General features: G+C 65.8%; 11 protein-coding genes and 1 tRNA gene. 1 reads left to right on the top strand and 11 read right to left on the bottom strand.

The window, feature by feature from the left end; translation table 11 throughout:
* Positions 1–23 precede the first annotated feature (23 nt).
* The 6 genes from DQ229_RS14790 to DQ229_RS14765 all read right to left on the bottom strand — a co-directional run bounded on the left by DQ229_RS14790 (position 24) and on the right by DQ229_RS14765 (position 5,937).
* Positions 24–548 (bottom strand): hypothetical protein, encoded by a 525-nt coding sequence (locus DQ229_RS14790; RefSeq protein WP_114967034.1) that lies wholly within the window; start codon positions 546–548, stop codon positions 24–26.
* A 37-nt stretch (positions 549–585) separates the two neighbouring features.
* Complete coding sequence (locus tag DQ229_RS14785; protein ID WP_114967033.1) at positions 586–1,449, bottom strand: SDR family oxidoreductase; 864 nt, start codon at positions 1,447–1,449, stop codon at positions 586–588.
* Positions 1,450–1,492: 43 nt separating this feature from the next.
* A complete protein-coding gene (locus DQ229_RS14780) occupies positions 1,493–3,400 on the bottom strand; it encodes an acyl-CoA synthetase (RefSeq protein WP_114967032.1) in 1,908 nt (635 codons plus the stop codon).
* A 115-nt stretch (positions 3,401–3,515) separates the two neighbouring features.
* Positions 3,516–5,309 (bottom strand): ABC transporter transmembrane domain-containing protein, encoded by a 1,794-nt coding sequence (locus DQ229_RS14775; RefSeq protein WP_114967031.1) that lies wholly within the window; start codon positions 5,307–5,309, stop codon positions 3,516–3,518.
* A 206-nt stretch (positions 5,310–5,515) separates the two neighbouring features.
* A tRNA-Gly gene (locus DQ229_RS14770) sits at positions 5,516–5,589 on the bottom strand.
* Between the two features lie 57 nt (positions 5,590–5,646).
* Positions 5,647–5,937 carry an I78 family peptidase inhibitor gene (locus DQ229_RS14765; protein WP_238381121.1) on the bottom strand — a complete coding sequence of 97 codons (291 nt, stop codon included), beginning with the start codon at positions 5,935–5,937 and terminating at the stop codon, positions 5,647–5,649.
* A 197-nt stretch (positions 5,938–6,134) separates the two neighbouring features.
* Between DQ229_RS14765 and dalA the strand changes: the two genes are divergently transcribed.
* Positions 6,135–6,701, top strand: coding sequence for a divisome-associated lipoprotein DalA (dalA, locus tag DQ229_RS14760; RefSeq protein ID WP_114967030.1), 567 nt, complete (start codon positions 6,135–6,137; stop codon positions 6,699–6,701).
* On the opposite strand, the gene DQ229_RS14755 is transcribed toward dalA, so the two are convergent.
* From DQ229_RS14755 to DQ229_RS14735, 5 genes are all read right to left on the bottom strand, one after another.
* Entirely contained in the window at positions 6,698–7,198 is a 501-nt protein-coding gene (locus DQ229_RS14755; protein WP_114967029.1) for a L,D-transpeptidase family protein, read from the bottom strand. The two genes, dalA and DQ229_RS14755, sit on opposite strands and share 4 nt — an antisense overlap.
* A gap of 94 nt (positions 7,199–7,292) precedes the next feature.
* Positions 7,293–8,069, bottom strand: coding sequence for an ion transporter (locus DQ229_RS14750; protein WP_114967047.1), 777 nt, complete (start codon positions 8,067–8,069; stop codon positions 7,293–7,295).
* Between the two features lie 17 nt (positions 8,070–8,086).
* On the bottom strand, positions 8,087–9,349 hold the full coding sequence (locus DQ229_RS14745; RefSeq protein ID WP_114967028.1) for a class I SAM-dependent RNA methyltransferase: 1,263 nt from the start codon (positions 9,347–9,349) through the stop codon (positions 8,087–8,089).
* Positions 9,346–11,229, bottom strand: a complete 1,884-nt coding sequence (locus tag DQ229_RS14740) for an ABC transporter ATP-binding protein (RefSeq protein ID WP_114967027.1) — start codon at positions 11,227–11,229, stop codon at positions 9,346–9,348. Before DQ229_RS14740 ends, DQ229_RS14745 begins: the two co-directional genes overlap by 4 nt.
* Positions 11,226–13,130, bottom strand: a complete 1,905-nt coding sequence (locus DQ229_RS14735) for an ABC transporter ATP-binding protein (protein ID WP_238381120.1) — start codon at positions 13,128–13,130, stop codon at positions 11,226–11,228. The genes DQ229_RS14740 and DQ229_RS14735 overlap by 4 nt, the downstream gene beginning before the upstream one ends.
* Between the last annotated feature and the right edge of the window lie 107 nt (positions 13,131–13,237).

Here is a 13,237-nt window from a genome sequence, read left to right as displayed (position 1 = left end):
ATTTCTTGCGGCGACGCCCTTGTTCAGAAGTCTTCCAGCAGCAGCGCCGTTTCAAACCGGCCTTCAACCGTGATGCAGTCATCCGGATCGGGTGTGGCCATGAACCCCTCCTTGAAACACAGCATGGCCGAAATCCGCCCCGCCGCAAAGCCTTCGTTACCGTCGGCTTCCAGCCGGTCGAGCACCAGCGCCCCGGCGCGGGCGGCGTCATCTTCAGGAAGGGCATAGGATTGCGACATGCGTTCCGGGATGTAGAGGATTTCAACCTCGGTCGGATCGTCGCCGCCCTCCATGCCGCCGAACACGATCTGAAGCGAGCCGCGAATGCCCGGCCGCCCGTCGGGAAAGCCGTGGATCGAAACCTGATACATGCCAAATCCGAAATCGGTCAGCCCGGTATTGTAGCTGTCCGGGCCATGGCCCAGCGTCTGCCAGCTGCGCTCCTCACCGTCGAGCGTGGCAGTAATCTCGCCGATTACCTGCTGGCTCGTGGCGGCAGCGGGGATTGCTGCCAGTAGGGCGGCTCCGATAATGGCCTTGGCTGTCATTTCTATAAACTCCTTTATTCAAACCAGTGCATTACAGTTATTTCGCGCTTTCCTCTCGCAGCAGGGCGGAAAGACCGGCGCGGTAATCGGGATATGTCAGCGTGACGCCAAGCTCCTGGCGGATCAGATCGTTGCGCACGCGCTTGGACTCGGAATAGAAACTGCGCGCCATGGGGGACATCTCGGCGGTGTCGAAATCCTCTTCTGGGGGTAGGGCCAGACCGAGGAGTTCGGCCGCGTGGGCGATCACATCCTGCGGCGGCGCGGGCAGGTCATCGCAGACATTATAGACCCCGCCGGCGCGGGGGCGGCGCATCGAAGCCTCGAGTACCTGCGCGATATCCTCGACATGGATGCGCGAAAACACCTGCCCCGGCTTTATGATCCGCCGCGCCGTGCCTGCGCGCACCTTGGCAAAGGGGCCGCGCCCGGGGCCGTAGATGCCCGCAAGGCGGAAAATATGCAGCGGCAGCCCCCCGTGCGCGCAGATCTCGCGCCACTGGGCCTCGGCCGTAACGCGGCGCGCGCCGCGGGTCGTGCTGGGGGCAAGCGGCGTGGTTTCATCAACCCAGTCGCCGCCGGTGTCGCCATAAACCCCTGTGGTGGAAAGATAGCCAACCCATTGCAGGTGGCGCGCGGCGGCGATCTGCTCGCCATGGGCGGCCAGCACCGGATCGCCCCCTTCATCCGGGGCGATCGAGGTCAGCAGATGCGTGGCCCGCACCAGTAACGGCGCCAGATCGGTGCCGGGCCAGAGATGTGCCTCCACACCCTCGCGCGCCAGAGCCTCGGCCTTCCCGACGCTGCGGGTGGTGCCGATGATCTGCCAGCCTTGCGGCAGCAGGCGTCGCGCCAGCGCGCGGGCGGAATAGCCATGGCCGAGGGAAAGCAGAACGGGCATGATCCAAATATCAGCCGGCACATACGGCTTTGCAACCCCGTGCTCAGGCCGTTTCCTGCCATTCCCATTGCACGGTGAACTCTCCCATCAGGTTCTCGACCGCGGGCTTGTCGGCATGGTCGCGGCACCGCAGCCGGGCGACCAGCCCGCGCTTGCGGTCCTCGACGACCTCTGCCACCTCGGCGGCCAGCCCGGCCTCGCGCAGTGCGGCATCGAGAACCCGCATGATCGCACGCTGCCGCAGGGCGGGCTTGAACACCTTGCCCACGGCGGTCTTGGGTAGTTCGTCCAACACCTCAAGATGCTTGGGTGTGGCGGCGCGTTCGCCGATGCGGGTGCGGGCATGTTCCATCAGCGCGTCACTCGTGACCTGGCTGCCGTTCACCAGTTCGACATAGGCGCAGGGCAGCTCGCCTGCGAAGGCGTCGGGCTGGCCGATGGCCCCTGCAAAGGCAACGGCGTCATGGCTGAGCAGCGCATCCTCGATGGTCGCCGGGTCGATGTTGTGACCGCTGCGGATGATGACATCCTTGGCGCGTCCGGTGATCCAGAGGTAGCCGTCTGGATCAATCCGCCCCAGATCGCCGGTGCGCAGAAATCGCTCCTCGACAAGAAGCTTCCGGTTCTTTGCCGGGTCGGTGTAGATCGCGCCGGGCTGCACGCCGGGGTTGGCCACGCAGATCTCGCCCACCTCGTCGGTGTCGCAATCACGCTGAATCCGGCCCTCATCGTCGAATTCGAGAATGCGCAACTCGGTATGCGGAAAGGGTATCCCCGCCGAGCCGACCTTCTTGTGCCCGCCGACGGGGTTGCACGAGACAAGGCAGGTGGCTTCCGTCAGGCCATAGCCTTCTGATATCTGCACGCCGGTGGCACGCTCGAACCTGTTGTAAAGCTCCACCGGCAGCGCGGCCGAGCCGGAAATCCCCGCCTGCAGCGTGGATATGTCGGCATCCACCTTGCGCTGCATCAGCGCCGCCAGCGCCGTGGGCACGGTAATCATGAAGGTCACGCCCCAGCGCTCGACCAGCTTCCAGAAATTGTCGAACACGCCCTCGCCGCGATAGCCCTGCGGCGTGGGAAACACCCCATGCGCGCCCGAGCACAGCAGCGACATGACAATCGGATAGGCCGCGAAGACGTGAAACATAGGCAAGGGGCACAGAAGCACATCGCGTTCGGTGAACAGCAGCCTTTGGCCCAGCCAGCCGTTGTAGAGCATTCCGGAAACCCGGTGCCGCGCCAGTTTCGGCAAACCCGTGGTGCCACCAGTATGGAACAGCGCAGCGACCCGGTCTTCGTTGCCGGGGTCGAAATCCAGCGCATCGGCGCGCTGACGCGCGACCTCGGCGTTGAAACCCAGAACGCGCGCCTGATGCTGCACTTCGACGCGCGGGCGGATCAGCGGCACGATCCAGCTTTTCGGCGGGCTGAGGTAACGGTTGAGGTCGACCTCCAGAACCGTGTGCACATCGGGGGCGTCGGCAACAGCCTTTGCGACCTTCTGCGCGACATCGGTCTTGGGCATCGATTTCAGCGTCACCACGACGCTGGCGCCGCTTTCGCGCAGGATGCCCGCGATGGTGGACGGCTCCAGCAGCGGGTTGATCGGGTTGACGATGCCCGCCGTCATCGCGCCCAGCAGGGTGATGACGGTTTCATTTGCATTGGGCAGCACGAAGGCCACCACATCCTGCTCGCCTATACCAAGGCTGCGAAACAGGTTGGCGGCCTGCGTGGTGCGGGCAAGAAGCGTGGCCCAATCGAGCGTCTCGGCCCTGTCCCTGGCGCCCGATGTAATCTGAAACGAAATCGCCGGCCGGTCGGCAAAGCGTTCGCTGGTGCGCGAGAGCAGCCCGTAGACTGTCGGTGGCAAGCCGGCCTCCACTTCGGCCCAGCCTGCTTCACTCTCGATTGCATCGCGATCCGCGAATGAGCGGAAGTTGCTCATGCCTTCGGGTCCCCTCCCGATGCGGGGCGCGTGTTTGCCCCGCGCCTTCCCCTTCTGATCGACACAGGATGTACAGTCGCTCGCGCAGGTGCAAGAAACTTTCCGCCGGGGCCGATTATTCGGCAGCGATGCCGTCGGTAAATTGCAGCCGTGCCAGCCGCGCATAAAGCCCGTCCTGAGCGACCAGTTCGTCATGCGTGCCCTCGGCCACGATGCGCCCGGCCTCGAAGACAAGGATGCGGTCGGCCTTTTTCACGGTGGCCAGCCGGTGCGCCACGATCAGGGTGGTGCGTTCGGCCGCCATGGCATCGACGGCGCGCTGCACCGCGCGTTCGCTTTCGGCATCGAGCGCGCTTGTCGCCTCGTCGAGCAGCAGCACCGGCGCGTCGCGCAGGATGGCGCGGGCGATGGCGATGCGCTGTTTCTGCCCGCCCGACAGCAGCACGCCGCGTTCGCCCAGCGGCGTGTCATAGCCCTGCGGCAGGGCGGCGATGAACTCATGCGCGGCGGCGGCACGGGCGGCGGCCTCGATTTCGGCATCGGTGGCGGCGGTGCGGCCGAAGCGGATGTTTTCGCGCGCAGAGGCCGCGAAGATCACCGGGTCTTGTGGCACAAGCGCCATCGCCGCGCGGAAATCACTACGCGCCATGTCGCGCAGATCGATCCCGTCAAGCGTGATGCGCCCGGCCTCCGGGTCGTAGAAGCGTTGCAAAAGCTGGATGATCGTGGTCTTGCCCGCGCCCGACGGGCCGACCAGCGCGACCGTCTCGCCCGGACGCACGCGGAAGCTGACGCCATCGAGCGCCAGGTACTCGGGCCGCGCGGGATAGCGAAAGCGCACATCCTCGAAGGCCACCTCGCCGCGCACCGGAGCGGGCAGGGGCAGCGGCGCGGCGGGGTCCGACACGGCATCGGCGGCGCCGAGCAGTTCGGTCAGGCGCTCGGACGCACCGGCGGCGCGCTGCAGCTCGCCCCAGATTTCCGACAGCGCCCCGACCGAGCCGGCCACGATCACCGCATAGATGACAAATTGCACCAGTTCGCCCGGCGTCATGTTGCCCGCCATCACATCATTGGCGCCGCTCCAGAGCACGCCGACGATGCCGCTGAAGACCAGCAGAATCACAATGACGGTCATCACCGCCCGGGTCAGGATGCGCCGGCGCGCCACATCGAACGAGGTTTCGGTGACACGGGCGAAATCTGCACGGCTTTCGCGTTCATGGGTGAAGGCCTGCACAGTTTGCGCGGCGAGCAGGGTTTCGGATGCGCTGCCCGAACTGGCGGCGATCCAGTCCTGGTTCTCGCGGCTCAACCGCCGCAGCCGCCGTCCGAGAAGGATGATCGGGACGATCACCAGCGGCACCAGAAGCAGCACGAAACCGGTCAGCTTGGCGCTGGTCAGCGCCAGCATCACCAGCCCGCCCACCAGCAGCAGGATGTTGCGCAGCGCGATCGACACCGACGAGCCGATCACCGACAGGATCAAGGTGGTATCGGTGGTGAGGCGCGAAATCACCTCGCCGGTCATGATCCGTTCGTAGAAGGCGGGGCTCATGCCGATCATCCGGTCGAACAGGGCCTTGCGGATGTCGGCCACGACACGTTCGCCCAGGCGGGTGACGAGGTAATAGCGCAGCCCCGTCCCCAGCGCGAGCAGCCCGGCAATGGCCAGCGCGGCCAGAAAGTACGAATTCAGAAGCTCCGTCTCGCCTTGGTCGAACCCGTCGACCACCCGGCGCACCGCCAGAGGCAGCGCCAGCGATACCGTGGCGGTGGCGATCAGCGCAAGCAGGGCGGCCGTGATCAGCTTCCGATAAGGGCGCATGAAGGGCCAGAGCGAAGCCAGTGCCCCGATCTGCCGCGATTTTGGCCGCTCGTCGGCCTGTTCGGCTGCCTTGTCTGCCATGCGCTCCGATCCCTTGACGGCCCCCGTTTAGGCGCTTGTGCACGGCGGAGCAAGCATTGCCCAAGGCGTGTGGTGTCGTATCCGGCCACGGCCCTGGCGGGGGGCCTGCGCATTGTTGCCAAGCGCGGCGCCTGTGGCAGCCGGCAGATGCCTTCGGCGAGGATATTTCGACCAAGAAGAGCGTGCCGGGAAGAAGAGGTGGGATCTGGAGCGGGTAGCGGGAATCGAACCCGCACGACCAGCTTGGAAGGCTGGGGCGCTACCATTACACCATACCCGCAACGCTGGCAGAGAGGTAAGTTATCGCGCGCGGCGGGTCAAGCGGCTGCATGCCGCTTCAGCCACAGCGCAACCGCACAACCAGGCCGTTTTCATCCAGCTCGATGTTCAGCCGCGTTGCGATGTAGTCCATGGTAACAGCCTGCCCCGGCGCGATGACCCGCACCCGCCCGGGAGCGTCCAGTTCTTCAAGCGCGCGCGCATCGGGCGCGGGCTGACCCAGAAGATGGACAAGCGCCTCGGTGCCGCAGGGGTCCGGCCCGGCGGGGCCGAAACGCGGGGGATCGTCGCGCATGTCTGAGCCTCCGTTGACCAGAAAGAGCGACAGAAGAACCGTGGCAAACGTCATCAGGTGATGATGGGGATGCGCCCTGCTGCCCGCAAGAGGATGGCGGAGGCACTGCCGCAGATGTGAGCGTGCCACCCGGGATTCATGGCATCTGCGCCGCAGGTCGGGCCCATGAATATCGGTCACGCAGAGTTGGGTTTGAATATCCGGGCATAACCGGCTATCGCTGCCATCCGGATAATGACAGGTGCCCGCTCATGCTTCGTGTGATTTCGCTTCTTACCGCCGCCCTTTTCGCCCTTGCCGCCTGCGATCCGATCGGCGGCCCGCAACTGGGCCCCGATGGCCGCCCCGTGCAAGGGGTCTACCGGATTTCCCAGGGCGATCTGCCACGCGTGCAGTTCCGCGCGCTCGATGCGGTGAACACGCTCAGGGCACGCAGCGGCGCGCAGCCGCTGGAGCTGAATGCGCAGCTCAACGCGGCCGCCGCGACCCATGCGCGCGACATGTCGCGCCAGCAGCGGCCGTGGCATTTCGGCTCGGACGGTTCCTCGCCGGTCGAGCGGGTGCGGCGCGCGGGTTATCCGGGCACCATGAAGGGTGAACTGGTCTCGGAAACCTTCGAGACGGAACTGGAAACCATCACCGCCTGGATGCAGGATCGCGAAACCCGCAGCGTGCTGCTCGACCCCGAGGCGCGCGATATGGGCTTCAACTTCCATCAGGATCCCAATGGCAAGCTGTGGTGGGTGCTTGTCACCGGGAACCCGAATGAACGCGGGCCGATGCCGCGCCGCGACGGGCCCGATCTGGTGGGGTTCTAGGGCAGGATCAGGATCGGGGTGCCGACCTGCACCATGGCGTAGATGTCTTCCATCTCGCGGTCGGTAACGGCGATGCAGCCTTCGGTCCAGTCGCGCGGAGGGTTCTGGAAGCGCGGCCCGCGTCCGTGGATGAAGATGTCGCCGCCCGGCTTGTCGCCCGCTTCCTTTGCGCGCAGCTCGTCCGAGGGTTCGGGGTAGGAGATGCCCAGCGAAAGGTGAAAGGCGCTGTTGGGATTGCGCCGGTCGATGAGGTAAATCCCCTCGGGGGTGCGGCCATCACCTTCGCGCTGCTTTTGCCCCTCGGGGGTGCGGCCAAGATCAATGTAATAGCTCGCCAGCAACTGATCGTGATGCATCAACTGCATCAGCCGCTCGCCCTTGAAGACATTGATGCGTGTCACTTCCGGCCCGTCATAGCTGCGGAACTTGGACGGTTCACCACACGCAGCAAGCCCCAGCGCAACGGCGCCGAGAACAAGTGCCCGAATCAGTTTCATCTGCCTGCCTCGCTCAGTGTTTTGTGCGATCATACAGCCTTTCCGGGCTTCTCACCTAGCACAAAACTCGCGTTCCGGGGCAATCACGCGGGTGTTACCTGTCGCGCTGTTCGAGGCGTTGCTCAATCGCTTCGAGGCGGCGCAGCACTTCGTCGCGGTAGGCGTCGGTCCGGACGCCTTCCTCCTCGTGATGGGCGTCTTGCATCGAGTTCACGATCAGACCGACCAGCAGGTTCACCACTGCGAAAGTGGTCATCATGATGAAGGGCACGAAGAACGCCCAAGCGTAGGGGTAAACCTCCATGACCGGACGGACAATTCCCATCGACCAGCTTTCCAGCGTCATGATCTGGAAGAGCGAATAGGCCGAGGCGCCGATGGTGCCGAACCACTGGGGAAAGGTTTCCTGGAACAGCTTGGTGGCCATGACGGCCCCGATGTAGAAGATCATCGCCATCAGCAGAAAGACCGAGCCCATCCCCGGCAGCGCGCGCAGGAAGCCTTCGACCACGCGGCGCAGGCTGGGCGTGACCGAAACCACCCGCAACAAACGCAGGATGCGCAGTGCCCGCAGCACCGTGAAGGCGCCTGCCCCCGGAACAAGCGAAATCCCCACAATCACGAAATCAAACAGGTTCCAGCCCGAGCGGAAGAAGCCAAACCGCTGCGCGAACAGCTTGAGCAGGATCTCGATGACGAAAATCGTCAGGCAAAGCCTGTCCAGCCCGATGATGAGCGGCCCGGCCGCATCCATCAGGCTGTGCGAGGTTTCCATTCCCAGGATGACGGCGTTGAACAGAATCACGCCGATGATAGTGCGCCGGAACAGCGGCGTTTCGATCAGGGTCTCGACATTCTTGCGCAGGCTCATATCGTCCTCGGTGGCAGTCACTCGCGCGGGATATGACGCCTCACCAGCTGCGCTGCAAGCTCCACATGCGGCGACCAGCGGAACTGATCGACAACGCGCACCCATTCCAGCCTGTAGCCTGCCGCGACAAGAGCGCGTGCATCGCGGGCAAAACTGGCCGGGTTGCACGAAACATAGGCGATCACCGGCACGGTGCTGCGGGCAAGTTCGGCGATCTGGGCCTCGGCCCCGGCGCGGGGCGGGTCGATCACAACCGCGTCAAAGCGCGCCAACTCACCCGCGGTGAGCGGTCGGCGAAACAGGTCGCGCGCCTCGGTGGTGACGCGGCGCAGCCCTTGCGCCTGCCGCCATCCGGCATCTAGCGCCGCGGTCATCGCCGCGTCGCCCTCCACTGCGTGCACCTCGGCGCGGGCGGCAAGCGGCAGGGCGAAGGTGCCGCAACCGGCGAAGAGGTCGGCGATGCGGCGGGCGCCCGGCGTGGCATCTTCGACCGCGGCCAGCAGGGCAGCCTCGCCCTCGGCAGTGGCCTGCAGGAAGGCGCCGGGCGGCGGCACGACGCGGGCGGCGCCGAAACGCTGAAAGGGCGGTGCGTGCTGAAGCAGCACCTCACCATCCCAGGACAGCCGCGCCAGCCTGTGCTGCGCGGACAATGCGCCCAGCCGGGCGCGCAGCGCGCCGTCCAGCACAGGCCCGCCCGTTATGGCCAGGTCCACGCCGGCCTCCGATGCGGTCACGGTGAACGAAAGCGCCCCCTTGCGCGAGGCCGCGCTGGCGGTGATGCCTTCAAGCGCGGGCAAGACCGCCATCAGGTCAGGATGCAGGAGCAGGCAATCGGGGATGGGTGTGACCACGTCCGAGGCACGGGCATGAAAGCCCACCACCGGCCCCCGCTTGAGCCGCCGTCCGGTCAGCGTGGCGCGGCGCCGGCTGCACGGGGGCGAGCTGTGCATCGGCCCGAAAGACGCCTCAAGCCCCTGCGCGGCAAGCGCATTGCGCACGATATCCTGCTTCCACTGCGCGACGAACCCGTCGCTGGCATGTTGCAGCGCGCAACCGCCACACTGGCGGTAATGCACGCAGGGCGGGCGCACACGGTCGGGTGACGGGTAAAGGATGCGCGGGCTGGCGATACGGCCGTTCTCGCAGGCACCCGCCACCACTTCGCCCGGCAGGGTTCGCGCGGCCAGCGTTCCATCTGCCGCGATACCGTCGCCGCGGTGCCCAAGCCGGGCGATCCGCACGCCTTCCGCAGGATCACGGTGCGTGTCCGGCGCACTCATTGCGCCGCCTCCACCCCTTCGCCGGGGCTGTTGCCGCGGGTTTCGTCATCATCGGTGCGGATGAACCCGCCCGACTGCCGGTTCCAGTACCGTGCGTAAAGCCCGCCAAGTTCGAGCAGCGCCTCATGGCCGCCCTCTTCGGCGATGCGCCCTTCATGCAGCAAGATGATGCGGTCCATATGCGCGATGGTTGAAAGCCGGTGCGCGATTGCCAGCACGGTCTTGCCCTCCATCAGCCGCAGGAGTGCGGCCTGAACCTGCGCCTCGATCTCCGAATCGAGCGCGCTTGTTGCCTCGTCCAGCACAAGAATGGGCGCGTTCTTGAGAAACGCCCGAGCAAGCGCAATGCGCTGCCGCTGCCCGCCCGAAAGTTTCACGCCACGTTCGCCCAGATGCGCCTCGTAGCCGGTCCGGCCCATATGGTCGCGCAGGCCGAGGATGAACTCGTGCGCTTCGGCGGCACGGGCGGCGTCCTCGACCTCTTCGCGGCTGGCATCGGGGCGGCCATAGACGATGTTGTCAAAGGCCGAGCGATTGAACATCGCCGTTTCCTGCGTGACCATGCCGATCTGCCGGCGCAGGCTTTCCTGCGTGACTTCGCGCAGATCGTATCCGTCGACCAGCACGCGCCCAGCCTCGACATCGTAAAGCCGCAGCAGCAGCGCAACCAGCGTCGATTTGCCCGCGCCCGAGGCGCCGACGATCCCGATCTTCTCGCCGGGCGCGATGTGCAGGTTGATCCGTTCGATCCCACCCGAGCGGCGCCCGTAGGCAAAGCCTGCATCCTCGAACACGATCTCGCCTCTGGCGCGGGGCATCTCGGTGGCATCGGGCGCATCGGTCAGGGTGTGCGGCGGGGTCAGGGTGCGCATCCCGTCCTCGATCTCGCCGATATTGGCGTAGATGCCCATGAGGGTCATGCTGATCCAGCCGGTCATCTGCGAGATGCGTATCGAGACCGCACCCGCCGCCGCAATGGCCCCCGGCGTGGCCTGTCCGAGGCTCCAGGCCCAGAGCGCGCCGCCAATCAACAGCACCGGCAGGATGCCAGCCGTGACCATCAGCGCAAACCGAAACAGCGCCGAGATCGAGCCGAAATCGATCGCGCGGTTGCGGTAGATCTTCATGGAATCGAGCGCGGCGCGATCCTCGTGATCGGCATGGGCGAACAGTTTGACCGTCTTGATGTTGGTCAGCGTGTCCACCACCTGCCCCGAAACCATCGCACGCGCCCCGGCCCGCGCCTTGGACCGCGCCCGCACCCGCGGCACGAAAAAGCGGATCAGGGCGAAATAGCCAAACAGCCAGACGGCCAGCACCAGCGCGAGCCGCCCGTCGATCGCCGAAAGCAGAATGACCGAGCCCAGCAGCGACGCCAGCGCAAAGGAAACCGCGTTGATCACCTCGGACGTGACATTGGCCATGGCGCGGGCGGTCTGCATCTGCTTTTGCGCGATGCGTCCGGCGAAGTCGTTGTCGAAGAAGGTGACCGACTGGCCCATCGTCCAGCGGTTGAGCCGCGAAAGCGCCAGCGGTGCGATATTGGGCACCACCATCACATTGTTAGCCAGTGAAAACAGACCGAACGAAAGCGGGCGCACCAGCACGAAGAACGCGGCAAAGGCCGTCAGCAGAAGCCAGTTTTCGGCAATGTAAGTGGCCGGGTCGCTGGCAGCGGCGGCATCGACAACACGCCCCAGGATATAGGCCGAAACCACCTCGAGCCCGCCCGCCAGCGCCGAAAGCGCGGCGGCCAGAAACAACACCGGCCAGGCCCCGTGCAGCGCCCAGCGCAGGAAAGCCGCCAGTGTTTGCGGCGGCGGCCCCTCGGCGGGGCGGAAAGCATCGATCAGGGCTGCGACACGTCTTGCAAAGCTCATTGCGCGGCCTTTCCGTCCGGCAGGGCGTCATCGGTGCCGATGAACCCGCCCGACTGGCGCGCCCAGAAGCGGGCATAAAGTCCGCCGCGCGCCAGCAATTCGTCATGTGTGCCCTCTTCGGCGATGGTGCCGTTTTCCAGAACGACGATCCTGTCCATCCGCGCGATGGTGGAAAGCCGGTGCGCGATGGCGATCACGGTCTTGCCTTCCATCACGCCGTAAAGGGCTTTCTGGATTTCCGCCTCGACCTCGGAGTCGAGCGCCGATGTCGCCTCGTCGAGCACGAGGATGGGCGCGTCCTTCAGGATCACCCGCGCCAGGGCGACCCGCTGGCGCTGCCCGCCCGAAAGCTTGACGCCGCGTTCGCCCACGCGGGCATCATAGCCGCTGCGCCCTTCGCTGTCTGCAAGATCGAGGATGAAATCATGCGCCTCGGCGCGGCGGGCGGCATCGATCATCTCGGCCTCGCTGGCGTCGGGGCGGCCATAGAGGATGTTTTCGCGCACCGAACGGTGCAGCAGCGCGCTGTCTTGCTGGACCATGCCGATCTGCCGGCGCAGGCTGTCCTGGGTGACGCGGGCGATGTCCTGCCCGTCGATCAGGATGCGGCCGGCCTCAGGGTCGTAGAAACGCAGCAAAAGCTTGACCAGCGTGGATTTGCCCGCCCCCGAACGCCCGACGATACCGACGCGTTCGCCGGGGCGGATGGTCAGGCTGACATCCTGCAATCCGCCCGAGGGGCGACCATAGTGGTGCGTCACGCCTTCGAAACTGATTTCCCCCCTGCCGAATTCAAGCGGGACGGCATCGCGGCGGTCGGTCAGGGTGATCGGCTGGGCGATGGTTTCCATACCCTCGGCCACCACCCCGAGATTGCGAAAGAACGACGACACGGCCCACATGATCCAGCCCGTCATCGCATTGAGCCGCAGCGTCAGCGCGGCAGCAGCCGCCACGATGCCGACACTGGCCGCCCCCTGCCCCCAAAGCAGCATGGCCCAGCCCACGACCGCGACGATCAGCAGCCCGTTCAGCACCACAAGCCCGATATCCATGATTGTGAAAATGCGCATCTCGCGCTGGAAGGTGCTGCGCGCCTTTTCAATCGCCTCGCGAGCATAGTCCAGCTCGCGATCGTGATGCGCGAACAGCTTGACCGAGTGGATGTTGGTGTAGCTGTCCACGACGCGCCCCGTGACAGCACTGCGCGCATCCGACGAGGCCTTGGCCGCCGGTCCGATATGGCGGATCGTCCAGCGCACCAGCGCCATGTAAAGGACGAACCAGACCAGAAGCGGCAGCACCAGCCGCGGATCGGCGCCCATCAGCAACAGCGCGGCTCCCACCAGATAGGCCAGCGAATAGCTCAGCGCGTCGAAAACCTGAAACACCGCCTCGCCGGCGGCGGGCGGGGTCTGCATGATCCGGTTGGCGATGCGACCGGCGAAATCGTTCTCGAACCAGCCGACCGACTGGCGCAGCACCTGCCGATGCGAGCGCCAGCGGATCAGCGTGGCGAAATTGGGCAGGATGGCATTGTTGAGCAGCCCCGTGGAAAGCGCCTGCACCAGCGGCCGCAGGATCAGGATGAACACCGCCGCGGCGATCAGCTCGGCCCCATGCACGGCCCACATCTCGGCCGGGCCGGTTTCGGCCAGCACATCGACGATACGGCCCATGTACCAGATCAAGCCCACCTCGACCGCCGCCGCCAGCACCGACATCAGCCCCGCCGCCCAGAACACACCGCGAAACGGCCCTGTGTATTGCCGCAGGAACGGCCAGAGCCGGCGCGGGGGCGTGTCGTCTTCCGCATACGATGTGTAAGGGTCAACGAGGCGTTCGAGATAGGTCAGCGCATTGCGGCGCATGGCGGGCCTCTTGCGGGTAATGGCCTGCATATAGCCCTCAGCGGGGATGAGGGAAACCTTTTGCCGTTTCCGGGTTTGCCGCCGCACATGTCAGGCGGCGCCCGCCTGTCCGCCAAAACCTTCGGCCGCCGCACCCC

The sequence above is a fragment of the Alkalilacustris brevis genome (genome assembly GCF_003350345.1).
GTDB classification, from domain to species: domain Bacteria; phylum Pseudomonadota; class Alphaproteobacteria; order Rhodobacterales; family Rhodobacteraceae; genus Alkalilacustris; species Alkalilacustris brevis.
The sequence above is the reverse complement of the archived record's forward strand: the minus strand, read 5'-3'. Positions and strand labels throughout refer to the sequence as shown.

Bases quoted from the DNA above. Each gene is read 5' to 3' on its own strand.
- DQ229_RS14790 (WP_114967034.1), bottom strand. From the start codon at position 548: ATGACAGCCAAGGCCATTATCGGAGCCGCCCTACTGGCAGCAATCCCC.
- DQ229_RS14785 (WP_114967033.1), bottom strand. From the start codon at position 1,449: ATGCCCGTTCTGCTTTCCCTCGGCCATGGCTATTCCGCCCGCGCGCTG.
- DQ229_RS14780 (WP_114967032.1), bottom strand. From the start codon at position 3,400: ATGAGCAACTTCCGCTCATTCGCGGATCGCGATGCAATCGAGAGTGAA.
- DQ229_RS14775 (WP_114967031.1), bottom strand. From the start codon at position 5,309: ATGGCAGACAAGGCAGCCGAACAGGCCGACGAGCGGCCAAAATCGCGG.
- DQ229_RS14765 (WP_238381121.1), bottom strand. From the start codon at position 5,937: ATGACGTTTGCCACGGTTCTTCTGTCGCTCTTTCTGGTCAACGGAGGC.
- dalA (WP_114967030.1), top strand. From the start codon at position 6,135: ATGCTTCGTGTGATTTCGCTTCTTACCGCCGCCCTTTTCGCCCTTGCC.
- DQ229_RS14755 (WP_114967029.1), bottom strand. From the start codon at position 7,198: ATGAAACTGATTCGGGCACTTGTTCTCGGCGCCGTTGCGCTGGGGCTT.
- DQ229_RS14750 (WP_114967047.1), bottom strand. From the start codon at position 8,069: ATGAGCCTGCGCAAGAATGTCGAGACCCTGATCGAAACGCCGCTGTTC.
- DQ229_RS14745 (WP_114967028.1), bottom strand. From the start codon at position 9,349: ATGAGTGCGCCGGACACGCACCGTGATCCTGCGGAAGGCGTGCGGATC.
- DQ229_RS14740 (WP_114967027.1), bottom strand. From the start codon at position 11,229: ATGAGCTTTGCAAGACGTGTCGCAGCCCTGATCGATGCTTTCCGCCCC.
- DQ229_RS14735 (WP_238381120.1), bottom strand. From the start codon at position 13,130: ATGCAGGCCATTACCCGCAAGAGGCCCGCCATGCGCCGCAATGCGCTG.